The sequence below is a fragment of the Tardiphaga sp. OK245 genome (assembly GCF_900108575.1).
In the GTDB taxonomy this organism is placed as follows: domain Bacteria; phylum Pseudomonadota; class Alphaproteobacteria; order Rhizobiales; family Xanthobacteraceae; genus Tardiphaga; species Tardiphaga robiniae.
On sequence record NZ_FNWZ01000002.1, the window covers coordinates 974,712 to 997,354 of the forward strand.

The following is a 22,643-nucleotide window of genomic DNA, read 5'->3' on the forward strand; positions in this document are numbered from 1 at the left end:
ACCATAAAAAGTACCGCCTAAGCCGGACTGAATATACGCCGACCTTCGCCGGCATCCTGTCCGTGGGATTGCCCGATTATTCTGCGGCGTTCCTCGGACGGGTTGGTATTGAAGGCGGCCTTGAACGCCTTGCTGAGATGCGAGCCGTCGACGAAGCCGGTTTCGGCGGCGATTGCGGCCAGCGATAGGTCGGTCTTCAACATCCACCGTGCATGTTTCAGGCGCAGCCGCAGATATGTCGCCTGCGGCGACTGTCCAGTTTCCTCTTTGAAAAGGCGCTCCAGTTGCCGCGTGCTCAGACTGACCTTGCCGGCCAGTCGCGCGACAGACAGCGGCGCTGATAGGTTCTGCTCCATCATTAGCAGCGCGCGCGAGATCCGTCCGTCGGTCTCGGCAAATTCGGTCGGCGGCGCCGATTGAGCCGAAGATCCGGGTTTCATGCGATCGATCAACATGATGTGGAGCGCCTTCTGCGCGCTCGACAGGCCCATGCGTTGTTCCACGATATGGGCGGCGAGGTAGGCAACGCCCATGCCGCCCGAACACGTGATGCGGTTGCCGTCGATGACGAAGAGCTGGTCGGCCACCGGGAGTGTCTCGCCGAATTCCTCCAGGAAATCGCGATAGTGGTACCAGCTGATGCAGCACTTTTTCTGGTTGAGAAGGCCTAGACGCCACAGCACGAAACTGCCGGTGCAGACGCCGATCAGATCGACCTTGGTGTTCGCAGCCTCCAGCAGATAGCGCTTGATCTTGTCATCGATCTGCGGGCCCTGATGCAGCAGGCCGCCCACGACGACGACATAATCGAGCTCGCGCGGATCGAGGAACCGGGAATTCGGATACATCAGCAGACCGCAACTCGAACGGATCGGCTCGTCGGTGTCGGCCATGATGTGCCACTGGCAGCGGATCGGCCGACTGTTGTCGCCTTCGTCGGCGGCGAGACGCAGCACGTCCACGAAGCTGGCCAATGCAGTCAGCGTGAAATTCTTGGTCAGAATGAAGCCAACGCGCAGCGGACGGACCTTTGGTTGCATCACCCCTGCCTTCGCATTCACCATATGGTCGAATGGCAATCCGGGTGATCGCCGCGAGACGATGCTCCAAAACGGACCCATGTCGCATCATTACATACCTCCAGCGCGCCGGGGCAGGCATTTGCGACGGACTGATCCTAAAAATACATTGCCGCGCGCGCAAGGGCGGCGAAGCGTCTCGCTTGGCGCGCGACGTTGGGGCGTCGGCTGGGAACCGGAAGCCCAGGTCGGCCGGTTCGGCGCAGGAGGGTCAGCCGGCGGACGGCGGCTCTTCTGGCGTCGCGAACTGCGCTTCGCGGCCGATCGCAGCAAGAAATGCGTCGAGTGCGCCGACCGACAGCGATGTCGTGCGGCTGTTGATGATGGGGTGGCAATTGATGCGCTCCGCCGATCGTAAGCGCGCATCGATGACGGGAGTGACCGCCTGATTGGCATCGTTGTAGAGCGCCAGAATCGAGACCGATCCCGGTTCGATCCCAAGCAATTCCTTCAGGGCTTCCGCGCTTCCAAATGACAGCCCGCCCTTGGCGCCGATCGTCTTTGCCAGCGACTTCAGGTGAACGGTCGCGGCTTCGTCGGTGACGAACAGGAAGAACCGTTTCTTGCCGTCGCGGAGGAACAGGTTCTTGGTGTGAATGCCGGGAATGTCGCCGCGCAGCGCACGCGACTCTTCCACCGTATGCACGGGCGGGTGTTCGAACGTCTCCACCACGATCGACTTGTCTTTGAGGTACTGAAGAATCTCGTCGCTGCGTTCGATGCTCATCCTGCGTGTCCTTGATCGTCGAGGGCGGGACTGCGTGCGCCCGGGGCATGCCGTCCTGTCTACATGGCAGCGATCCGTGTCGCATGGATACGTCGCGAATTCGAGACCCTGGCGAGCGAAGCCGGGCGGCTTGTCGCAAATCTACGTGTTTCGTGTCGGGGCTTTGCAAACCTGCGGCGTTCCGATGTCGCTCTGATCCAACATGATTGGCGGGCTGATGCTGGCCGCGAAGCGGCAGCGAGTTGTAGGCTCTGTCCAATCACAACGTGGACAGCCATGCAGAAATTTTCAGCGCTTTCATTACTACGGGCAGGGCTGACCGGTCATGCCGGCTGGCAGCGACAGTGGCGTTCGCCTGAACCGAAGCCGGGCTATGACGTCATCATCGTCGGTGGTGGTGGCCACGGGCTTGCAACGGCTTACTACCTGGCTAGCCGCTACGGCGTCAAAAACGTTGCCGTTCTCGAAAAGGGCTGGATCGGCGGTGGCAATACTGGCCGGAACACCACGATCATTCGTTCGAACTATCTGTTCGACGAAAGCGCCGGGATCTACGAGCACGCCCTCAAACTGTGGGAAGGGCTGTCGCAGGAACTGAACTACAATGTCATGTACTCACCACGCGGCGTCTTGATGTTGGCGCACAACATTCACGATGTGCAGAGCTTCAAGCGACATGTGCATGCCAACCGTCTCAATGGCATCGACAATGAATGGCTGTCGCCGGCGGAATGCAAAGAATTCTGTCCGCCACTGAATGTCGGTGGGTCTATGCGCTATCCGATCCTCGGCGGCGCGCTGCAGCGCCGCGGCGGCACGGCGCGCCACGACGCTGTGGCCTGGGGCTATGCCCGCGCTGCCGACGCGCTCGGCGTGGATATTATCGAGAATTGCGAGGTCACCGGCATCCGCCGCGCGCCGACCGGCGAGGTGGTCGGCGTCGATACGACGCGCGGCAGCATCAATGCGAAGCGCATCGGCGTCGTCGCGGCCGGCAATACCAGCACGGTGATGAACATGGCCGGCGTGCGTCTGCCGCTGGAAAGCTTCCCGCTGCAGGCGCTGGTCAGCGAGCCGGTCAAGCCGATCTTCCCCTGCGTGGTGATGTCGAACACGATCCACGCCTATATCTCGCAGTCGGACAAAGGCGAGATGGTGATCGGTGCGGGAACGGACGTCTACACGTCCTATACGCAGCGTGGCGGCCTGCATATCGTCAATCATACGCTGGATGCGATCTGCGAACTGGTGCCGGCGTTCCGGCGCCTGCGCATGCTGCGCAACTGGGGCGGCATCGTCGATGTCACGCCGGATCGCTCGCCGATCGTGGCGAAGACGCCGGTATCCGGGCTGTACGTCAATTGCGGCTGGGGCACCGGCGGCTTCAAGGCGACACCGGGATCGGGCGAGGTGTTCGCTAGCACGATCGCCAAGGATGAGCCGAACAAGATCAACGCGCCGTTCACCATCGAGCGATTCCGCGATGGCGCCGTGATCGACGAAGCGGCTGCGGCCGCCGTGGCGCATTGATAGCGGGGAAAACGAGATGCTCTTGATCAATTGCCCCTATTGCGGGCCGCGCCCGGAGGCCGAATTTGCCAATGGCGGGCAGGCGCATATCACCCGCCCGGCCGACCCGATGAGCCTCACTGACGACGAGTGGGCCGCCTACCTCTATATGCGCGACAATACCAAGGGGCTGCATCACGAGCGTTGGCGGCACGCCAATGGCTGCGGCCGTTTCTTCAATGCCAGTCGCGACACGACCACGGACGTCATCAAGCGCACCTATCGCATGGGCGAGCGCCCCGAAGCCGAACATCAGGGTGCCAAGCCATGACGGGTACGTATCGCGTGCGGCGCGGCGACGTCGCTGAAAGCCGCAACGCAGTTCATTTCACGTTCGACGGAAAGTCGTATCAGGGTCTGGCCGGCGACACGCTCGCCTCCGCGTTGATCGCCAATGGCGTGCATTTGGTCGGGCGTTCGTTCAAGTATCATCGGCCGCGCGGCTTCGTCTCCGCCGGCTCGGAAGAGCCGAATGCGCTGGTCGGTGTCGGCGCGGCCCAGTCGCGCTATACGCCGAACCTGCTCGCGACCCAGGTCGAGATCTATGACGGGCTGGTGGCCGAAAGCCAGAATCGCTGGCCGTCGCTCGAGACTGATGCCGGCTTCCTCAACGAATATTTCTCGGCCTTCCTGCCGGCGGGCTTCTACTACAAGACCTTCATGTGGCCGCGCACGGCCTGGAAGAAGCTCTATGAGCCGGTAATCCGGCGGATGGCGGGTCTCGGCAGAGCGCCAGCCGAGCCGGATGCCGATCGCTATACGCAGGTGTTTGCGCATTGCGACGTGCTGATCGTCGGCGCCGGACCTGCGGGTCTTGCCGCAGCGCTCGAAGCCAGCAACAGCGATGCCACCGTGATCCTGTGCGACGAGCAGGCAGAGATGGGCGGCTCGCTGCTGTCCGATCGTTCGGCATCGATCGACGGCATGCAGGCCGCCGAATGGACGCGCGCGGCGCTCGATGAATTGCGTAAGCGCCCCAATGTGAAGCTGATGTCGCGTACGACGGCGTTTGGCTGGTACCCGCACAATTTTGTCGGTCTCAACGAGCGCGTCACCGACCATCTCAGCAATCCCGCGACGAACCAGCCGCGTGAGCGGCTCTGGCAGGTCAGGGCAAAGGAAGTCGTGCTGGCGGCCGGCGCAATCGAGCGGCCGCTCGTCTTCACCGACAATGACCGGCCGGGCATCATGCTGGCCGATGCTGCCCGGACCTATGTGAATCGGTACGGCGTGGTGCCGGGCAAGCAGGTGGTCGTGTTCACCGCCTGCGACAGCGCCTATCGCGCGGCTCTGGACCTCAAGGCAGCCGGCGCCAGGATCCAGGTGATCGTGGATCTGCGCAAGAGCGCGTCGGGCCATTGGGTCGACAAGGCACGCGCCGAAGGCATCAAGGTTCGCTCCGACAGCATCGTTCGCGGCACGTCGGGCTGGCTGCGGGTAAAGTCGGCGCAGATCTCCAACGCGCAAGGCGGCGATGCCGAGATGGTGGCTTGCGATCTTATCCTGATGTCCGGCGGGTTCACGCCGTCGGTGCATCTGTTCTCGCAGAGCCGCGGCAAGCTCAGCTACAGCGAAGAGCTGCGGGCCTATGTGCCTGGCGAGTCTGTCGAGCGTGAGCGGTCGGTCGGGGCGTGCAAGGGACTGTTCGCGCTCGAAAGCGTCATCGAAAGCGGCGCCAAGGGTGGTCGGGACGCTGCGGCCAAGGCCGGCTTCTCCCCGCGCGGCGAGCGCAGCTATACGGTCTCCACGCAGTCGGTGGGTGCCGATGGGTTCATCGGCTCCGTGATGACCGATCATCAGGCGGAAAAGCGGGCCTGGGTCGATTTCCAGAACGACGTAACGGCCAAGGATGTCCGGCTCGCGACCCGCGAAGGGTTTCGGTCGATCGAGCACGTCAAGCGCTATACGACCACCGGCATGGCCACCGACCAGGGCAAGCTGTCCAACATGAACGCCCTTGGTGTCGTGTCGAAGCAGATCGATGTCGCGGTGCCGAAGGTCGGCCTGACCACGTTCCGGCCGCCTTATACGCCGACGACCTTCGGATCCTTTGCCGGCCAATCGCGTGGTGATCTGTTCGATCCCGTGCGCAAGACCAGCATCCATCCATGGGCCGAAGCCCAGGGCGCACAGTTCGAGGATGTCGGCGTCTGGAAGCGCGCCTGGTATTTCCCGCAGGTAGGCGAAGATATGCATGCCGCCGTCGCGCGCGAATGCAAGGCGACGCGCGAGTCGGTCGGCATCTTCGATGCCTCAACGCTTGGCAAGATTGAGATCGTCGGCAAGGACGCTGCCGAATTCATGAATCGCATGTACACCAATGCCTGGACCAAGCTGGAGCCCGGTCGGCTGCGCTATGGCGTGATGCTGCGCGAAGACGGCTTCATCATGGATGACGGCGTCGTCGGCCGCATGGCGACGGATCGTTTCCACGTTACCACGACGACCGGCGGCGCGGCCCGCGTGCTGTCCATGATGGAGGACTACCTCCAGACCGAATGGCCGGATCTCGAAGTGTGGCTCACCTCGACCACCGAGCAGTGGTCGGTCATTGCCTTGCAGGGACCGAATGCGCGCAAGGTGCTCGAGCCGTTGGTCGAGGGCGTCGATCTGTCGGCCGATGCCATGCCGCATATGAGCGTCCGCGAAGGACGTATCTGCGGCGTGCCGACGCGGCTGTTCCGCGTGTCGTTCACCGGCGAACTGGGCTTCGAGGTCAACGTTCCCGCCGGCTATGGCCGGGCGGTCTGGGAAGCGATTTTCGCGGCGGGCAAGCCCTACGGGATCACGCCCTACGGCACCGAGACCATGCATGTGCTGCGCGCGGAGAAGGGCTATATCATTGTCGGTCAGGAAACCGACGGCACGGTGACGCCCGATGACGCCGGCCTCGGCTGGGCTGTCGGCAAGGCGAAGCGGGATTTCGTCGGCAAGCGCTCGCTGTCGCGGCCGGCGCTGGTCAGGGAAGACCGCAAGCAACTGGTCGGGTTGCTGACGACGGACCCCAAGGTGGTCCTCGAAGAGGGCGCCCAGATCGTGCTCGATCCCGCGCATCCCATTCCGGTGCCGATGATTGGACATGTCACCTCCTCCTACTGGAGCGCGACGCTGAACCGTTCGATCGCGCTGGCACTCGTTCGCGGCGGTCGCTCGCGGATGGGTGAGGAGCTCTCGATCCCGATGCCGGATGGCGTGATCAAGGCGAAAGTCGTCGACTCGATATTGTTCGATCCGAAGGGGGAACGTTTGAATGCTTAGTCCTGCGATCATGCGTTCGAACGCGTTGTCCCCAATGCAGTCATCCGGCACCACTGCTGCGTTCGCCACGACGCTCTCGATTCTTCCCGATGCGGCGAAGCTGGTGTTTCGCGGCAAGACCGAGGCGATCGAGGCTGCCGGGGCGCATTTTGGCGTCAAGCCGAGCCTTGAGGCCTGCCGCTTCGCGGCTGTCGGCAGCCGGTCTGTCTATTGGCTGGGGCCGGACGAATGGCTGTTCCAGGCGGTGAACGAGGATCCGATCGAGGTATTTGGCGGGATGTCGGCAGCGCTGCAAGCGCAGGCCTGTTCGCTGGTGGATGTCAGCCATCGTTCGGATGGCATCGCGGTTGCAGGTCCAACGGCGGCGCTGGTGCTGAACCATGGCTGCCCGCTGGATCTGTCCCTCAAGGCGTTCCCGGTCGGGATGTGCACGCGCACGGTGCTGGGCAAGGCATCACTTCTGCTGTCACGTTCTGAAGAGCACGTGTTCCATGTGGATGTATGGCGTTCGTTTGCGCCCTATGTCTGGCAATTCCTCGACGAAGCGCGAAGCCTGTCCTAGCAGCCCCGCTGCGCCCTGGAGACCGCGCGATGATTGGAACGTTCGATCTCTTCAAGATAGGCATCGGGCCGTCGTCATCGCATACGATGGGACCGATGAAGGCTGCGGCGCTGTTTGCCAGCCAGCTTGCGGAGCGCGGCCTGCTGAAGGATCTCGCGCGCGTGAAGGTCGAGCTGTTCGGCTCGCTGGCCTGGACCGGTCGCGGTCATGGCACCGACAAGGCGGTCGTTCTCGGTCTTGCCGGCAAGTTTCAGGAAACGATCGATCCGGAAGAGGCGGAGACGCTGGTCGATGGTGCCCGCGCGGCGGGCACGCTGCGGATTGCCGAGCGGCGCAACGTTCCGTTCGATTTCGCCAATGACATCATCTTCGACGGCGTGACCGAGCCGCCAAACCATCCGAATACGCTGGCGCTCTCCGCTTTTGGGGAGGACGGTAATATCCTTCACGGCGAGCGCTGGTGCTCCGTCGGCGGCGGCTTTGTCGTTCCGGAAGCGCAGGTGGGCGTCGTCGGCATTGTCGAGGACGTTCCCGTCCCGCATCCTTTCAGGTCAGGCAAACAGTTGCTCGAGATCGGTGCGAAAACCGGTCTGTCGATTGCGCAGATTGTCATGGCCAACGAGATGTCGTCGCTCCCGGCGGACGAGATCGAGCAGCGGCTCGATCGCATTATCCAGGTGATGATGGACTGCATCGATCGCGGCATGACCAAAGAGGGGCAGCTGCCGGGCGGGCTGAACGTCAAGCGCCGCGCGCCCTCACTGCATCGGCGCCTTGTCGCCGCTGCAAGTTCGAACAGCCGCGCCCAGCATGAGGTGATGGATTGGGTCAGTCTGTATGCGATTGCGGTCAATGAGGAGAATGCGGCCGGCAGCAAGGTGGTGACGGCACCGACCAACGGCGCGGCGGGCATCATCCCGGCCACGCTTCGCTATTTCCGCGACCATTGCCGCGAGGCGTCACCTGAAAACATGCGCGTGTTCCTGCTGACTGCTGCCGCCATCGGCGCGCTGTTCAAAATGAATGCGTCGATTTCCGGCGCGGAGGTCGGCTGCCAGGGCGAGGTCGGCTCGGCCTGTTCGATGGCGGCGGCGGGGCTCGCGGCGGTGCTCGGCGGCACCAATGAGCAGATCGAGAACGCTGCCGAGATCGGCATGGAGCATCACCTTGGCATGACCTGCGATCCGATCGGCGGGTTGGTGCAGGTGCCATGCATCGAGCGCAACGCCTTTGGTGCCGTGAAGGCGATCAATGCGGCGTCGCTCGCGTTGCAGGGCGACGGCACCCATGTAGTGCCGCTCGACAAGGTGATCGCGACGATGCGCGAGACCGGGCGCGACATGCAATCGAAATACAAGGAGACCTCACTGGGAGGTCTCGCTGTCAATCTGGCAGAATGTTGAGGGAAGACCATGACCCAAGCCGAACGCGAGGCATTCTTCACGACCGATCTCGCCCAAGCAGACCCAACCATCTCGTCGTCGCTTGCCGGAGAACTCGGCAGGCAGCGTGACGAGATCGAACTGATCGCGTCCGAGAACATCGTATCGCGTGCAGTGCTGCAGGCGCAGGGCTCGGTGCTGACCAACAAATATGCCGAAGGCTATCCCGGCCGGCGCTACTATGGCGGCTGTCGCTTCGCCGACGAAGTCGAGGAGGTTGCGATCGAGCGCGCCAAGACGCTGTTCGGCTGCAGCTATGCCAATGTGCAGCCGAATTCCGGGAGCCAGGCCAACCAAGCAGTGTTCATGGCGCTGATGAAGCCCGGCGACACCTTCATGGGCCTCGATCTTGCGGCAGGCGGTCATCTCACCCATGGCGCCAAGCCGAACATGTCGGGCAAGTGGTTCAACGTCGTCAGCTATGGCGTTCGTCGCGACGACTGCACCATCGACATGGAGCAGCTCGAGAAACTGGCAGTGGAGCACAAGCCGAAGGTGATCGTCGCCGGCGGCTCGGCCTATTCGCGGTTCTGGGATTTTGCCGCGTTCCGCCGCATCGCGGATGCGGTCGGAGCCTATCTGTTCGTCGATATGGCGCATTTCGCTGGTCTCGTCGCCGGCGGCGCTCATCCGTCGCCGTTCCCGCATGCGCATGTGGTGACCTCGACCACCCACAAGACGCTACGCGGACCGCGCGGCGGATTGATCCTGACCAATGACGAGGACATCGCCAAGAAGATCAATTCGGCGATTTTTCCGGGACTGCAGGGCGGGCCGCTGATGCATGTCATCGCCGCCAAGGCCGTGTCGTTCGGCGAAGCGCTGCAACCCTCGTTCCGTCAATATGCGGCTGACGTCGTCGCCAATGCGCGCGCGTTGGCGGACACGCTCTCAAAGGCCGGCTATCCGATCGTCACCGGCGGCACCGACAATCACCTGATGCTGGTCGATGTCCGGCCAAAGAACCTGAACGGCAAGCTCGCCGAGGCGGCGCTCGGGCGGGCGAACATCACCTGCAACAAGAACGGTATCCCGTTCGATCCGGAGAAGCCGACCATCACCTCGGGCATCCGGCTCGGCTCGCCGGCCGCGACGTCGCGCGGTTTTGGCGTCGGTGAATTCGAAGAAGTCGGCAAGCTCATTGCCACCGTCCTGGATGCGAATTCCGGCGCGCCAGACCAGGGAGCGCCGGAGGTCGAGGCAAAAGCACGTGGCCGCGTCGCCGAGCTGGTTGCGTCGTTCCCGATCTATCGGTCCTGATCAGGCCGCTTGATGGAGCGTGTCGGAGAGGGGCAGGCGGACGGGATATTCATCCAGGGGCTGAATGTTCACGCGCGCCACGGCCTGCTGGATCACGAGGCGCAACTAGGGCAGCGCTTTGTGATCGATATCGATCTGCAGGTCGATCTCTCCGATGCGGCCAGTTCGGACGATATAGGACAGACGATCGACTATGCGTCGGTCGTCGCCACCGCGACTGAGGCATTTCTGGCCTCGCGCCATGTGCTGTTGGAGCGGGCCGCGGCAGCCATCGCCGACGGCATTCTCGATGTCCATATGCGCGCCAGCGCCGTGCGCGTCACCGTCCACAAGCCGCAGGCGCCAATCACAGCGATCTTAGAAGAAGTCGGCATAGAGCTGACGCGATACCGCGCCGACAGGCATCGTCAGATCGCGTGATGCAGGGCGTCCGCCGTCCCGCTGCGCGGCAGCCACACCAACATGTTTCACCCTATAGCGATCGCAGCCGCACGATCGATCCACCATTGAGACAAGCAAGATGATGAAGAAGAACTGGATCCTCACCTTCTATTGCCAGGATCGTCCGCGCATCGTGTCGACCGTCGCGACGGCGATTTCCGATGTCGACAGCAACATCCTGGAAAGCGCGCAATTCTGGGACCGGACGACCAACCGCCTGTTCATGCGCATTGCTTTCGAGACGCCGGATTCGATCAGCCGGAAGACTCTGGAATCGGTGCTCAATCCGGTGTTGTCGCGGTTTGAGATGAGCGCGGTTCTGGTCGATGCCGCGTCGCGTCCCCGGCTGATCATCATGGTCTCCAAGTCGGACCGTTGTCTCGAGCAGCTGCTTTATCAGGTTAAAGTCGACTGGCTGAAAGCCGAGGTCGTCGCGATCGTGTCAAACCACCGCGACTGCGAAGCGATCGCCGAGAAGGCGGGGATCCCGTATTACCACTGGCACGTCAGCAACGAGACCAAGCCGGAGCAGGAGCGGCAACTCTATGAGCTGTATCTGAAGGAAGGCGCCGATCTGGTCATTCTTGCACGTTACATGCAGATCCTGTCGAACGACCTGTCGAGCAAGCTCTATGGTCATGTCATCAACATCCACCACTCCTTCCTGCCGAGCTTCAAGGGCGCGCGGCCCTATCACCAGGCCCACGACAGGGGCGTCAAGATCATCGGCGCTACCGCGCATTACGCGACGCCGGATCTCGACGAGGGCCCGATCATCGAACAGGAGACCGAACGGGTGACGCATGCGTCGTCCTCGGACGATCTCGTCGCCGTTGGGCGCGACATCGAGTCGCGAGTTCTGGCGCGGGCCGTGCGGCTTCATCTCGAGCGTCGTGTCCTTTTGAATGGACGCAAGACGGTGGTGTTCTAGCGCCCGCAATGCGACGACGAATGATGCTGCGAATGCTCGTTTGAAAAGCATGGGCAGGCCAAGATTTAATCTTCGCGATGAATTTTGCAGCGCAGCGGAAATCACTGTGTTTGCTACGCAAAATCGTCTCGACGAGCGGTCGGCGCGCCAATCAAGAACAGGCAGTCGATATTCGGTAGTTATGACGCAATTCTACAAGCAACAGCGCGCGTGCATCCTATCTGCCGTATTCGCGGACCACTAGCGTTGCAGGCTGGATCAACCTGGAAGGATCAGCGATGGGGACGATTAGCAAGCGTGGTTTGGCCGCATTGGCCGTTGCGAGTGTGTTGCCACTGGCCTTTGGTAGCTTCAGCGCGGCCTTCGCCAAGGACAAGGTGAAGATCGCCTTCGTGGGTCCGCTGACCGGCGCTATTTCGCCTCACGGTATTGGCGGACGCAACTCGGCCGAACTGGCCGTGAAGCTGATGAATGCCGAGCCCAACACCAAATATGAGTACGAGCTCGTCGTGCTTGACGACGAATGCAAGCCCAACGTGGGCGTGCAGGTCGTCACCAAGATCGCGTCCGATCGTTCGATCATTGCCGCGATCCCGCATTACTGTTCCGCTACCGCGATTGCCACCGTCGATATCTTCAATCGCTTCAAGATGCCGATGGTCGTGTGGGCGGCAGTGCTGCCCGAAATTACCTATGCCAAGAAATATCCGGAAGTGCATCGCGTCAGCGGCATCCTGATCGGCCAGAACCGCATTGGCGCACAGTTCATGAAGGCGCGCGGCTACAAGAAGTTCGTGTCCTTCGCCGATTCCACGGACTACGGCAAGTCGATGAACAAGTACTTCACCCAGTTCACGCTCGAGAACGGTAATGAGATCCTGGGCAGCTTCTCGGTCCCGCCGGATCAGCAGGATCTGTCGGCTGAGCTGACCAAGATCAAGGAGCTCAATCCGGAGGTCATTTATTTCGGTGGCCTGACGCCGCTTGGTGCGCGCCTTCGCACGCAGATGGCCAAGTTCGGCATCAACGCGCAGTTGGAGGGCAATTCCGGCATCATGGGCGACGCGTTCGTTAACGCCGCTGGTCCGGAGCTCGCCGAAGGCACGCTGACCTTCTTCGACAGCCCGCCGCTGTCCAAGATGCCGGGCGGCAAGATGTTTGCGGATGCCTACAAGGCCGCCGGCTATTCCGAACCGCCGGAAGCTTACGGACCGTTCGCCTATGTCGCCACCCGTCTGGTCATGGAGACCATCGAGAAGGTCGGGCCGGATCGCGCCAAGGTCACCGCCGACCTTGGCGATGTGAAGGACCGTCCGTCCATCGTCGGTCCGGTCACCTTCGACGACCATGGCCAGAACATCACGCCGCTGACCACGAGTTATATCGTCCAGGACGGCAAGTGGGTGGTCTGGGAAGAAAGCGAATACGTGTCCGGCAAGCGCAAGCTCAAGAACCTGCCGTAAGCGCGGATCGTCGGGACATCCCATGGGTATGATCGGTCAACACCTGCTGAACGGCTTGATGCAAGGAACGATCTATGGCCTCGTTGCCATGGGGTTCACCATCTTCTTCGGCGTCATGAACGTGATCAAGTTCTCGCATGGGGACGTGCTCACGCTCGGCGCCTTCGGAGGCCTCGTCGCCGTCTGGGCGGCGAATGCGCTGGGACTGTCGGTGCCTCTGCAGTTCATTGTCGCGCTGTGCGTGGCAATGGCACTGACCGCGGTGGTCGGCGCCGGCATCTCGCATTTCCTCATCATGCCGCTGCGCAATGCGCCGCCGCTTAATATGCTGCTGATGACGATGATGGTCGGTACGGCCATCCGTGAAGCCATCCGGCTGTTCTTTCCGAACGGCACCAATCCGCAGCGCTTTCCGGAACTGCTGCCGGCCGGTGGTTTCAATATCGGTCCGTCGTTCTTTCGCACCGACGCGATTATTCTGATCATTGCCGGCGCCGCCTCGATCGGCGCCGTTTACTGGATTATCAACCACTCCAAATTCGGCCTCGCGATGCGGGCGGTGGCCGAAGATACCGAAACGGCACGTGTGATGGGGATCAATTTCGGTCGCATCATCCCGCTGACCTTTGCATTGGGCTCCATCACCGCAGGCTTCGCCGGCATGATCTATGCGCTGTATTACAGCGAGATCAATTACAGCATGGGCCTGCTGCTGGCCGTGATCGGCTTCACGGCTGCGATCGTGGGCGGTCTCGGCAATATCTGGGGCGCGATCATCGGCGGCTATCTGTTCGCGGGGCTGCAGACTTTCGTCGTCGCCGCGATGCCGTCGATGAGCGACTACAAGAACGTGTTTGCTTTCGTGCTGATCATCGTCCTCATCACCTGGCGGCCGACCGGGCTTCTCGCCGAGCGCGGGAGCGAGCGGGTATGACGCCGACCTCTCGGATGCTTGTACGGGTGCCGGTGTGGCCGCTGTTTGTTGCTGTGGCCTTCGCTGCAGTGGCGCTCACTGCGCTGGTCCTGATCGAAAACCAGAAATTGCTCGGTGCCGCATTGGCGATTACGGCTGCGGTCTGCTTCTGCGCCGCTCGGTTCGGAGGCGTCGCCGCGATGGAAGTCGCCGCTTCGGAAAATCCCTGGCTGCTGCGTGGCCTGATCATGGTGGCCTCGCTCGCTGTCATCTTCGTGCTGCGCGACGACAATTTCGGCCTGCTGATGCTGGCAACGGTGCTGATCTACGCGACGATCTGCCTCGGCCTCACTGTGCAGATGGGGTATGCTGGCCTGACCAACTTTGCAGCCGCAGCTTTCGCCGGCACCGGCGGATATACCGCAGCGATGCTGGGACAGCAGGGCGGTCTGCCCGATGGGTTGGTTTTGGTCTGCGGCGGCTTGGTCGCGGTCTTCATCGGCTCGCTGCTCATCCTCCCGGTGCTGCGCACCCGCGGACATTACGGCGCGCTGACGACCATGGCGTTCGGCGTGATGTTCAACGTCTTTCTCGACGCGAATGACTTCTTTGGCGGTCCGCAGGGCCTGAAGCTTCCCGGCATCAATCTGTTCGGCTGGGACTTCACCAATGACATCCACATCTTCGGCCTCGTGCTGTCGTCCTATGTGAACTACGTGATCCTGACCGGCATTCTGACGGCGCTGGCGATGATCTTTGTCGGACTGCTGGACCGCTCATGGGTCGGTGTCTGGTTCGATGTGGTGCGCCTCGACGAGACCGCAGCATCCGTTTTCGGACTAAAGATAGCTTACTGGAAAGTGCTAGCATTCACGATCGGCAACTTCCTGGCCGGCCTGATGGGGGCGGTCTATGCGAAAATGACGGGGTTCATAGCGCCGGCGAATTTCACATTCGGCGACTCGCTGGTGATGGTGTCCATCGTGATCCTGGGCGGCATCGGCAATCGTTGGGGCGTTCTGCCAGCGGCGCTGATCGTCGTCCTGCTGCCCGAGAAGCTTCAATTCATCCAGGAATACCGGCTCATCTTCTACGCCGTCCTGGTCATCGCGATTCTGACCAAGCGCCCGGACGGCTTCGTGGCGCGCCGGGTCCGAAAACTGCATACGGAGGCAAGCGCATGACGAGCTTGTCCAACGACGTGCTGCTCGAGAGCCGCGGCTTGACGGTCCGTTTCGGCGGCCTGTTCGCACTTAATGAGCTGAGCATCGACGTCCGCAATGGCGAAGTGCTCGGACTGATCGGGCCGAACGGCTCCGGTAAGACCACGTTCCTCAATGTGATCAGCGGCGTCTATTCCGCAAGTGCAGGCAAGATCTTGCTGGGTGACATCGACATCACCCGCGAGAAGGCTCACAACATCTCGTCTTATGGCCTGTCGCGCACGTTCCAGCGATCGCGCCTGTGCCTGTCGCTATCGGTGTTCGACAATATTGCGCTGGGTGCGCAGCGAACGCTGAACAATGGCCTTTGGCACAATATCGTGCAGCGGAAATCATTCGCCGCGGAAGCGCAGAAAATCGCGGATGAAGCCCGCGAGCTGCTGCATGTCTTCAATCCCGCGCTGCCGAACAAGCTGTTCGATCCGGCGATCTCGCTCGGCATGATCGATCGGCGCAGGGTTGAGATCTGCCGCGCATTGATCGGCAAGCCAAAGCTTGTGCTGCTCGATGAACCGTCTGCCGGCATGACCCATGACGAGACGGATCAGGTGGTGGATGAAATTCTCGGCATCCGCAAATCGCTCGGCGGGCTCACGATCATCATTGTTGAGCACGAGATGGGCTTGATCGAACGCGTCACCGATCGCTGTGTCGTGCTGAACTACGGCAAGAAGATCTGCGAAGGCAAATTCCGTGATGTCGCGGCTGATCCTGTGGTCCGCGAAGCCTATCTGGGGCAAGCATGAGCGGTCATCTCACAGTCGAGAACATCTTCACCGCCTATGATCGGGCCGACGTGCTGTCCGGCATTTCCATCGACGTGCAGCCGGGCAAGATCACCTGTATCCTCGGTTCCAATGGTGCCGGCAAGTCGACGCTGATCCGCTCAATCCTGCGACTGACGCCGCCGCGCGCCGGCTCGATCGCTTTCGAAGGCAAGACGCTCGATCAGATGGCGACCCACGAGATCGTCGGTCTCGGGATTGCCTGCATTCCCGAAGGGCGCCGGATCTTCGCGAAGATGACGGTCGAAGAAAATCTTCGGGTCGGCGCCTATCTCGTCAATGCGGAGAAGACGGTCAAAGCGCGCCTTGGCAAGGTGTATGAGGTGTTCCCGCGCCTGAAAGAGCGCGCCAAGCAGCTTGCCGGCACCATGTCCGGCGGCGAGCAGGCGATGGTGTCGATCGGCCGCGGAATGATGACGGATCCCAAGCTTTTGATCATCGACGAGCCATCGCTGGGCCTGTCTCCGCTGTTCGTGCAGGAGAACTTCAACATCGTCCGCCGGCTCAACGAAACCGGTGTGACGGTCCTCTTGGTCGAGCAGAACGTCAACCAGACCCTCGCGATCGCCCATTACGGCTATGTGCTGTCGCAAGGCAAGATCATCGTCCAGGGCGACTCCGAGATGCTGGCAAAGAACGAGGAAGTCCAAAGCGCCTACTTCGGTGGAGCGCACTGATCAGAAAGAACGTCGCGCTAGCTGATATGGCTGCCGCATCACAACGAAAAGTCAGACTATCATCTGAAAGGAAACGTCATGTCCTCAACCATCCATGAAAGCGCCATCGTCGTCGATGGATTGATCATCTCGGATTTCGGGCGTCCGGTCTTCGAGGACATGCGCAAGGGCGGATTGACCGCCGCCAACTGCACCTGCTGCGTCTGGGAAGGCTTCGAAGCCACCATGCGCAATGTGGTCAAGTGGAAGCGCTGGTTCGCAGACAACGACGACATTCTCAAGCAAGTTTACACGACCGCTGACATCCTGAAGGCCAAGGAGGAAGGCAAGACCGGCATCATCCTGGGCTGGCAGAACGTCACTGGTATCGAGGATCAGATCGGCTATCTCGGCCTGTTCAAGGAGCTCGGCGTCGGCATCATCCAGATGGCCTATAACACGCAGAATCTGGTCGGCACCGGCTGCTACGAGTCCAAGGACGGTGGCCTGTCCGACTTCGGTCGCGAGGTCGTTGCCGAGATGAACCGCCTCGGCATCCTCTGCGACCTGTCGCATGTCGGATCGAAGACCAGCGAAGATGTCATCCTCGCCTCCAAGCAGCCGGTTGCTTATTCGCACTGCCTGCCAGCCGGCTTGAAGGAGCATCCGCGCAACAAGTCCGACGAGCAACTGCGCTTCATTGTCGATCACGGCGGCTTTGTGGGCGTCACCATGTTCCCGCCTTTCCTGAAGCGCGGTCCGGCATCGACTGTGGACGATTATGTCGAGGCAATAGAATACGTCATCGATATCTGCGGCGAGAACAGCGTCGGCATCGGCACCGACTTCACGCAGGGCTATGGCCAGGAATTCTTCGACTGGATCACCCATGACAAGGGATATGGCCGCCGCCTCACCAATTTCGGCGACGTCATCAATCCCGAAGGCATCAAGACCATCGGCGAATGGCCGAACCTTACCGCCGCCATGGAGAAGCGCGGCTGGAAGGCCTCACGCATCGAGGCCGTCATTGGCAATAACTGGGTTAATCTCCTGAAGACCGTCTGGGGAGCCTGAGATGGGGAAGCCGCAGGTTGATATCAATGTTGACGACCAGACCGGGCGCTGGTCGGTCGACGCGACCAATATGATTCTGGTGCCGCAGCATTTCTATATGAACAACCACTTCGCCATCGAGGCGGCGGTGGGAGCGGCGGAGCTGGAGCGCATTCTGCGGCCGGCCGGCCATCGCTCGGCCTATTACTGGTGCGAGAAGGAAGCCGAATTCCACGGCATGTCCGGCATCGATGTGTTCCGTCACTATATGCGCCGCATCACGCAGCGCGGATGGGGCCAATTTGATGTACTCGACGTGTCGCCGGAAGCAGGGACGGCGACAGTGCGCTTGCGAAATTCGGCAATGGTTGATGGCGAGCGCCGCAACAGCGGTCGCAAGGTGTGTTACATGTTTGCGTCTTGGCTCGAGGGCTCGCTCGAATATGTTGCCGCAAGTGCCGGTCGTGAGGTCAGGCTGCGGGCGCAGGAGGTCTATTGCGAGGCTGAAGGCGCTCACGATCATTGTCTGTTCAAGGTCGAGCCGGCTTAATTTGAGCCGGCGAAATCCGTCTGCGACGGTATTGAGACGCGCCTAGCCTGGCTAGCGCAATCAGATCGGCCAAGCATTCAGAAAGTTGCAGTAGACGAGAGGCCTCCGGCAGCGGTGCCACCGCCTCGTTAGGTGCTGCCGCATTTTGGCTCACCGTGAGTTATCGCGCGAATGATCGTGGGTCTGTGCTGCCAAGGGGCGGCTTGCCGTACGAGTATTCCGTGTAGAACCATGATTGGAATCTAACATTTCATGGTGGGCCTCGTAGTGCGTCCACGCAACGACCGCGAGGGCTCCGCCCTATGGGATTGTCCCGTCTCGGTGCAATCGGTCGATACAAGCGCGTTCGATAGGCTTCTCCGAGATTGTCTTGGAAATATCGTCGAGTACCTTCGAAGCCGATCGTGTCCCGGCTGACCCGAGCTTTGGTGGCCGCGGGTTACCTCGATTACGAACCCGTCGGTGGCAAATATCAGTTCCGTCCGCGCGTTCTGATGCCGGTTTTTTCGCTACTGAGTAATATGAGAGTTCTGCCCGTTGTCCACGAGCAGTTACAGCGGTTGGCGACCGCGAGCGGCTGCACTGTATCGCTCGCATGGCCGGACGCGCCGAAGATGATCTATCTAGACTGCTGTCTGGGAGAGGTCGTGCCGTATTATTTCAGCGTCGGCTCGGCTATCGACATGGCAAGGACGGCGACAGGCCCAAGCCTATCTTGCTTCGCTCCTGATGGCGGCAACAAGTTCGGCGGTGGTCACGATCTCATGCACCTACGTCGGCGCATCGATATGCACGGCTGCATGCATCGATATAGTTTCCGAAGCATGGCAGAGGGATGCAAGTCAGGCCGCGGAGAAGCGTTCGGAACGCCGCGTGGTGGCCGATCGTTCAATACCGATGACTTACAGACAAGACCGTGGTTTCTTCCCGGTCTATCCTGCGTGGTGGCTTCGTGGCCCGGCCAGTGGACACTGTCCCAGCGCGTCGAGCAGGCCCGAGATCTTCTGATGAAGACCGATATGCCGTTGGCCGATGTTACACAGGCTTGTGGCTTTGCGGATCAAAGCCACTTCACTCGCATCTTTTCTGCTGCGACCGGATTGCCGCGGGGCTTGGCGCCGCGCGACTGGCAATGCAGGTTCCCCAGCGATTTGCTGAAGAAGGCCTACTGATGTCGGCAGGGTAGTAAAGCGCACATCAGGGTCCTTTCGGCCTCCGCGCTGGCGGCAAGGTGAATGTCGCCGATCAGGATTGTGCGCCAATCAGCGCCCGTATCAGCGTGGAAGTGGCACACGGGTCGGCAGTGCGACTGCAGACGCTCAATCACAATGAACCGACAGAGCCCGATCCTCAAGAAAGCCCCCACGTTCGTTGTGGGATATGGCAAGCGCCGCAAGCACTGTCCGGTTGTTGATTTCAAGCTTCTGATAGATGTGATGGAGATGTTGCTTGATGGTGCCATCAGCAATATTCAGCCGGCGCCCAATTTCCTTGTTCGACAACCCTTCAGAGACCAGGCGCATGATCTGACGCTCGCGCTCTGTCAGCACCGCCAGAACACTCTCCGTGATCGCGATACTCTTTTGCTCGGAAGGCATAACGTGATTGACCGCGGGAAGCGGCAATAGCCTTTGGCCAGCCGCGATCTCCTGCAAGGACTGCACCAGGGGTTCGAGCGGCATGTCCTTCAGGATGACACCGTAGGCGCCAGCAGCGGCCGATAAAGCCAGTTGGCGATCTTCAACGACAGCGGTGAAAAAGACGACCCGCGTTGAAAGCCCCTCGGAGTTGGCGATGGCAACGATTTCCAGCCCGGTCAGGCCCGGCATTTCGATGTCTATAATGGCGATGTCCGGCGTTAAATTTCGAATCGCTTCGATACAGCTCGGGCCAGTGCTGCAGCACGCGACAATCTTGAAGCCGTTTTGCGCTTCAAGCACGCTCGTCAAACCTTGCAGAACCACAGGATGGCGGTCTGCGATCACGACACTGGTGCAACGCATGGGCGGTCCTCAGCCTAGCCCCCCAAAACTTAAACTCCACGCGACCCCGGATATTCCCTTCTTAGCCTAATTTTCTGGAGGCTCAAATTCGTTACGCTACATCGCAACGCAACAAAGAAAACACGTAACAACTTTGGGTGGACGTATCTGAAACTGTCACTCAAGGATAGATGCCCCGTATGACGAAGCACGCACTCCCTCTGCGAAGTCTGCGGTGATTCCCCCGTTTACTATTATGAACGACATCCCTCAGTACCGGCCCATCGCCTATAACTAAAGGTATATAGGGAGATCGAGAATTCGCATCTAACATTCATAAAATCGTCGCAAACGAGAAGGGAGGCGTCTTCAATTCGACGACGAAATGCTTCTAAAAAGACAGAGTTTCTTGCCGACTGAAAATATTCCAATGCCAAAATTTCTGCCGAAGAAGCGGGGCTTAACCGCCGACAGATCACCAAGAATGAGCTGAATTTCAATCGCTCAGTTTTTTTTAATCAGTTGCGTATGGTTGGGAGGGTCGCGATGCGGAGGCAACAATCTTTTTTTACAATTCTCGTTGGGAAAAATACTTTACTCAGAGAAGGTCTTGCCAGGATTTTACGCTCAGCAAATTTTCGTATCCTAGCCTCAGTATCAAGCGTGGATGATTTGCTCCCGGGTCAACCGCAAGCACACCAGCCTCTGCTTCTTATTGCTCACACCGGCGATGATTTTGACGCCGCGATTGAACAAATCGAACTTTTCAGGGACTACCATCCGGGCGGGCGCATTGCGATCGTGGCCGATCATTATCGAATGGACGAACTGGCTTCTGCGTTTCGGGCAGGTGCCAACGGCTACTTTGTCAACGTCATGACCTGCGATGTATTCATAAAGTCCATCGAACTGATAATGATGGGTGAAACGATCTTTCCTCCGGCATTTCTATCATCTGTTCTTGCTCCCGAAGGCAGTCACCCAGGCGAGACGGGGTCGCGCGACCAAAACAAGACGCAGGCGATTCTTATCGCTACAGAAGATATGACCACGCCGCAGCTTTCTCCGCGGGAAAAATCAATTTTGCACTGCTTGATTGAAGGTGCCTCCAACAAAAGCATCGCGCGGACGATCCATATCGCCGAAGCAACTGTAAAAGTCCACGTCAAGGCGATCCTTCGCAAGCTCCGTGTCCAGAATCGGACACAGGCAGCGATTTGGGGGATGAACAACGGATCACTGGCAGAACCGGCAAACAGCAACTCTCCGCCTTTAGCAGGCGATTCGAACGGTCGGCTTTCAAATCCCGTTGCGATGATCTCCGAGATCAAGAAAAACGAGACGCCAGTGCCACTGGGTGTGATCAACCACGAGCCAAATCATATTGAGGTCTCGCGCATCGATGGTCTGATCCGTAAGGGCATCAACGGAAAGATCTGCGGCGCGGCACGAATCGGCAAATAGTCAGCGATTGTTGGCGTAGGCGAGCAAGTCGCGCCGACCGGTGATTGTCGGAGCGTGGCGCTCGCGCCGGTGAGCGATCGAACATGGATACGTGAGGCGCTGACGATCGCGCGTGTTCTTGCGACGCGATTCAATAAATCATTCCACCGATCTTCGGCGACGGTTAGTGCGATGTCGCTCGCGCGCGTGACGGATGTCGGGCGTCAGTTTCTAACAGGCTTGCTGAAAGGCCGGCTCGTTGCGCTATCGTCTTCATTCCAAGCGCGGCGATGTCAATCGTGCCTCGCGATGTCGCGCGCCAGCGATGCAGCGGAAGTCCGGTCCGGTCTGTCCCGTCCGATCATGCGCCACTGCGAGCTGCAGTATTGCCACTCCAATACATGTGGTCGCGTGCAATCCAACTATCATTCCGACATCTCATGCAAACGCACGAAGACGCGTGGATAGTCAGCGTCTAGTTTTCTCGTCAATGGCATTCCGGTTCGGCCATCAGCGCCAGGTCGGGCTGTCGCGTTGATATGATGAACGATTGCGCGCTTCAGTAACACAGGAGGATAATATGAAGGCTGTCATCCAATGCGGCGGAAAGGGAATGCGCTTGCGTCCGCATACATCCATCTTGCCGAAACCGCTTATGCCGATCGGATCGCGGCCCGTACTCGAGCTCCTGCTCAAATGGCTCAGGCGAAATGGGATCAGAGAAGTCTTCATCACGACTGGATATCTGGGCCACCTTATTCGCAGCGTTTGCGGCGACGGCAATCAGTGGAACATGCAGATCGTTTACACGCAGGAAGTGGAGCCGCTTGGAACGATGGGCCCGCTGTCACTTTTGCGAGAACAACTCGACACGCCGTTTCTGGTCCTCAACGGCGACGTGCTCACGGACCTGAATCTCAGTCAGTTCGTGAGCTGTCATCGCCGACACCAAGGTCCCCTCACCATCGCCACCGCCACACGTCCTACCAAGATGGACTTTGGCGTGATCGACGAGACGGGCGGTTGCGTCACCGGATTCCGCGAGAAGCCCGAACTGTCGCATCTGGTGAGTATGGGCATCTACTGCATGGATCCCTCGGTGCTGGACCGCATTCCGTCAGGTGTTCCATTCGGCTTCGACGATCTGATGGCCCAGATGCTGGAAGAGGAAATACCCGTGAACGTATTCAAGCACAACGGCATGTGGCTCGACATCGGGCGGGTGGACGACTTCCTCAAGGCTCAGGATATTGCATGGGACGAGCAGTCGCCCCCGGCATTCGTGGCAACCGTCGCGGCCTGA

At 60.3% G+C, this 22,643-nt stretch carries 21 protein-coding genes; 18 read left to right on the plus strand and 3 right to left on the minus strand.

What is annotated here, in order from left to right; genetic code table 11:
* Positions 1-17: 17 nt before the first annotated feature.
* Entirely contained in the window at positions 18-1,121 is a 1,104-nt protein-coding gene (locus BLW80_RS11330) for a GlxA family transcriptional regulator (RefSeq protein ID WP_089266567.1), read from the minus strand.
* Between the two features lie 169 nt (positions 1,122-1,290).
* A complete protein-coding gene (locus BLW80_RS11335; protein ID WP_093757963.1) occupies positions 1,291-1,806 on the minus strand; it encodes a prolyl-tRNA synthetase associated domain-containing protein in 516 nt (171 codons plus the stop codon).
* Between the two features lie 276 nt (positions 1,807-2,082).
* On the opposite strand from BLW80_RS11335, the gene BLW80_RS11340 reads away from it, so the two are divergent.
* The 16 genes from BLW80_RS11340 to BLW80_RS11415 all read left to right on the plus strand — a co-directional run bounded on the left by BLW80_RS11340 (position 2,083) and on the right by BLW80_RS11415 (position 19,087).
* The gene (locus tag BLW80_RS11340) at positions 2,083-3,336 is read left to right on the plus strand and encodes a sarcosine oxidase subunit beta family protein (protein ID WP_093757964.1); all 1,254 of its coding nucleotides are present in this window, start codon (positions 2,083-2,085) and stop codon (positions 3,334-3,336) included.
* 16 nt (positions 3,337-3,352) lie between these two features.
* Entirely contained in the window at positions 3,353-3,646 is a 294-nt protein-coding gene (locus BLW80_RS11345; protein WP_093757965.1) for a sarcosine oxidase subunit delta, read from the plus strand.
* A complete protein-coding gene (locus BLW80_RS11350) occupies positions 3,643-6,633 on the plus strand; it encodes a sarcosine oxidase subunit alpha (protein ID WP_093757966.1) in 2,991 nt (996 codons plus the stop codon). Before BLW80_RS11345 ends, BLW80_RS11350 begins: the two co-directional genes overlap by 4 nt.
* Entirely contained in the window at positions 6,626-7,195 is a 570-nt protein-coding gene (locus BLW80_RS11355; RefSeq protein WP_093757967.1) for a sarcosine oxidase subunit gamma, read from the plus strand. The genes BLW80_RS11350 and BLW80_RS11355 overlap by 8 nt, the downstream gene beginning before the upstream one ends.
* A gap of 29 nt (positions 7,196-7,224) precedes the next feature.
* The gene (locus BLW80_RS11360; protein ID WP_093757968.1) at positions 7,225-8,598 is read left to right on the plus strand and encodes an L-serine ammonia-lyase; all 1,374 of its coding nucleotides are present in this window, start codon (positions 7,225-7,227) and stop codon (positions 8,596-8,598) included.
* A 9-nt stretch (positions 8,599-8,607) separates the two neighbouring features.
* Positions 8,608-9,897 carry a serine hydroxymethyltransferase gene (glyA, locus tag BLW80_RS11365; RefSeq protein ID WP_093757969.1) on the plus strand — a complete coding sequence of 430 codons (1,290 nt, stop codon included), beginning with the start codon at positions 8,608-8,610 and terminating at the stop codon, positions 9,895-9,897.
* Between the two features lie 12 nt (positions 9,898-9,909).
* Positions 9,910-10,317: a dihydroneopterin aldolase gene (folB, locus tag BLW80_RS11370; RefSeq protein WP_093757970.1), complete on the plus strand. Its 408-nt coding sequence runs from the start codon at positions 9,910-9,912 to the stop codon at positions 10,315-10,317.
* 100 nt (positions 10,318-10,417) lie between these two features.
* On the plus strand, positions 10,418-11,269 hold the full coding sequence (gene purU, locus BLW80_RS11375; protein ID WP_170849637.1) for a formyltetrahydrofolate deformylase: 852 nt from the start codon (positions 10,418-10,420) through the stop codon (positions 11,267-11,269).
* A 278-nt stretch (positions 11,270-11,547) separates the two neighbouring features.
* Positions 11,548-12,732 carry a branched-chain amino acid ABC transporter substrate-binding protein gene (locus BLW80_RS11380; RefSeq protein ID WP_093757971.1) on the plus strand — a complete coding sequence of 395 codons (1,185 nt, stop codon included), beginning with the start codon at positions 11,548-11,550 and terminating at the stop codon, positions 12,730-12,732.
* 22 nt (positions 12,733-12,754) lie between these two features.
* On the plus strand, positions 12,755-13,666 hold the full coding sequence (locus BLW80_RS11385; RefSeq protein ID WP_068737795.1) for a branched-chain amino acid ABC transporter permease: 912 nt from the start codon (positions 12,755-12,757) through the stop codon (positions 13,664-13,666).
* A complete protein-coding gene (locus tag BLW80_RS11390; protein ID WP_210185317.1) occupies positions 13,663-14,829 on the plus strand; it encodes a branched-chain amino acid ABC transporter permease in 1,167 nt (388 codons plus the stop codon). The genes BLW80_RS11385 and BLW80_RS11390 overlap by 4 nt, the downstream gene beginning before the upstream one ends.
* On the plus strand, positions 14,826-15,614 hold the full coding sequence (locus BLW80_RS11395; RefSeq protein ID WP_093757972.1) for an ABC transporter ATP-binding protein: 789 nt from the start codon (positions 14,826-14,828) through the stop codon (positions 15,612-15,614). Before BLW80_RS11390 ends, BLW80_RS11395 begins: the two co-directional genes overlap by 4 nt.
* Positions 15,611-16,330 carry an ABC transporter ATP-binding protein gene (locus tag BLW80_RS11400; RefSeq protein WP_089266582.1) on the plus strand — a complete coding sequence of 240 codons (720 nt, stop codon included), beginning with the start codon at positions 15,611-15,613 and terminating at the stop codon, positions 16,328-16,330. Before BLW80_RS11395 ends, BLW80_RS11400 begins: the two co-directional genes overlap by 4 nt.
* Positions 16,331-16,408: 78 nt before the next feature.
* A complete protein-coding gene (locus BLW80_RS11405; RefSeq protein ID WP_093757973.1) occupies positions 16,409-17,386 on the plus strand; it encodes a dipeptidase in 978 nt (325 codons plus the stop codon).
* Position 17,387: 1 nt separating this feature from the next.
* The gene (locus BLW80_RS11410; protein ID WP_093757974.1) at positions 17,388-17,915 is read left to right on the plus strand and encodes a 4-vinyl reductase; all 528 of its coding nucleotides are present in this window, start codon (positions 17,388-17,390) and stop codon (positions 17,913-17,915) included.
* Positions 17,916-18,319: 404 nt separating this feature from the next.
* Entirely contained in the window at positions 18,320-19,087 is a 768-nt protein-coding gene (locus BLW80_RS11415) for a helix-turn-helix domain-containing protein (protein WP_244528100.1), read from the plus strand.
* A gap of 147 nt (positions 19,088-19,234) precedes the next feature.
* Here BLW80_RS11415 and BLW80_RS11420 read toward each other — a convergent pair whose 3' ends face one another.
* Positions 19,235-19,918 carry a LuxR C-terminal-related transcriptional regulator gene (locus tag BLW80_RS11420; RefSeq protein ID WP_093757975.1) on the minus strand — a complete coding sequence of 228 codons (684 nt, stop codon included), beginning with the start codon at positions 19,916-19,918 and terminating at the stop codon, positions 19,235-19,237.
* A gap of 642 nt (positions 19,919-20,560) precedes the next feature.
* Between BLW80_RS11420 and BLW80_RS11425 the strand changes: the two genes are divergently transcribed.
* Positions 20,561-21,361 carry a LuxR C-terminal-related transcriptional regulator gene (locus BLW80_RS11425; protein ID WP_244528102.1) on the plus strand — a complete coding sequence of 267 codons (801 nt, stop codon included), beginning with the start codon at positions 20,561-20,563 and terminating at the stop codon, positions 21,359-21,361.
* 559 nt (positions 21,362-21,920) lie between these two features.
* Positions 21,921-22,643 carry a sugar phosphate nucleotidyltransferase gene (locus BLW80_RS11430; protein WP_089266608.1) on the plus strand — a complete coding sequence of 241 codons (723 nt, stop codon included), beginning with the start codon at positions 21,921-21,923 and terminating at the stop codon, positions 22,641-22,643.

Coding starts and splice junctions, on each gene's coding strand:
- BLW80_RS11390 (WP_210185317.1), top strand. CDS start 13,663: ATGACGCCGACCTCTCGGATGCTTGTACGGGTGCCGGTGTGGCCGCTG.
- glyA (WP_093757969.1), top strand. CDS start 8,608: ATGACCCAAGCCGAACGCGAGGCATTCTTCACGACCGATCTCGCCCAA.
- BLW80_RS11345 (WP_093757965.1), top strand. CDS start 3,353: ATGCTCTTGATCAATTGCCCCTATTGCGGGCCGCGCCCGGAGGCCGAA.
- purU (WP_170849637.1), top strand. CDS start 10,418: ATGATGAAGAAGAACTGGATCCTCACCTTCTATTGCCAGGATCGTCCG.
- BLW80_RS11410 (WP_093757974.1), top strand. CDS start 17,388: ATGGGGAAGCCGCAGGTTGATATCAATGTTGACGACCAGACCGGGCGC.
- BLW80_RS11330 (WP_089266567.1), bottom strand. CDS start 1,121: ATGGGTCCGTTTTGGAGCATCGTCTCGCGGCGATCACCCGGATTGCCA.
- BLW80_RS11385 (WP_068737795.1), top strand. CDS start 12,755: ATGGGTATGATCGGTCAACACCTGCTGAACGGCTTGATGCAAGGAACG.
- BLW80_RS11360 (WP_093757968.1), top strand. CDS start 7,225: ATGATTGGAACGTTCGATCTCTTCAAGATAGGCATCGGGCCGTCGTCA.
- BLW80_RS11400 (WP_089266582.1), top strand. CDS start 15,611: ATGAGCGGTCATCTCACAGTCGAGAACATCTTCACCGCCTATGATCGG.
- BLW80_RS11355 (WP_093757967.1), top strand. CDS start 6,626: ATGCTTAGTCCTGCGATCATGCGTTCGAACGCGTTGTCCCCAATGCAG.
- BLW80_RS11395 (WP_093757972.1), top strand. CDS start 14,826: ATGACGAGCTTGTCCAACGACGTGCTGCTCGAGAGCCGCGGCTTGACG.
- BLW80_RS11335 (WP_093757963.1), bottom strand. CDS start 1,806: ATGAGCATCGAACGCAGCGACGAGATTCTTCAGTACCTCAAAGACAAG.
- BLW80_RS11340 (WP_093757964.1), top strand. CDS start 2,083: ATGCAGAAATTTTCAGCGCTTTCATTACTACGGGCAGGGCTGACCGGT.
- folB (WP_093757970.1), top strand. CDS start 9,910: ATGGAGCGTGTCGGAGAGGGGCAGGCGGACGGGATATTCATCCAGGGG.
- BLW80_RS11430 (WP_089266608.1), top strand. CDS start 21,921: ATGAAGGCTGTCATCCAATGCGGCGGAAAGGGAATGCGCTTGCGTCCG.
- BLW80_RS11350 (WP_093757966.1), top strand. CDS start 3,643: ATGACGGGTACGTATCGCGTGCGGCGCGGCGACGTCGCTGAAAGCCGC.
- BLW80_RS11405 (WP_093757973.1), top strand. CDS start 16,409: ATGTCCTCAACCATCCATGAAAGCGCCATCGTCGTCGATGGATTGATC.
- BLW80_RS11420 (WP_093757975.1), bottom strand. CDS start 19,918: ATGCGTTGCACCAGTGTCGTGATCGCAGACCGCCATCCTGTGGTTCTG.
- BLW80_RS11380 (WP_093757971.1), top strand. CDS start 11,548: ATGGGGACGATTAGCAAGCGTGGTTTGGCCGCATTGGCCGTTGCGAGT.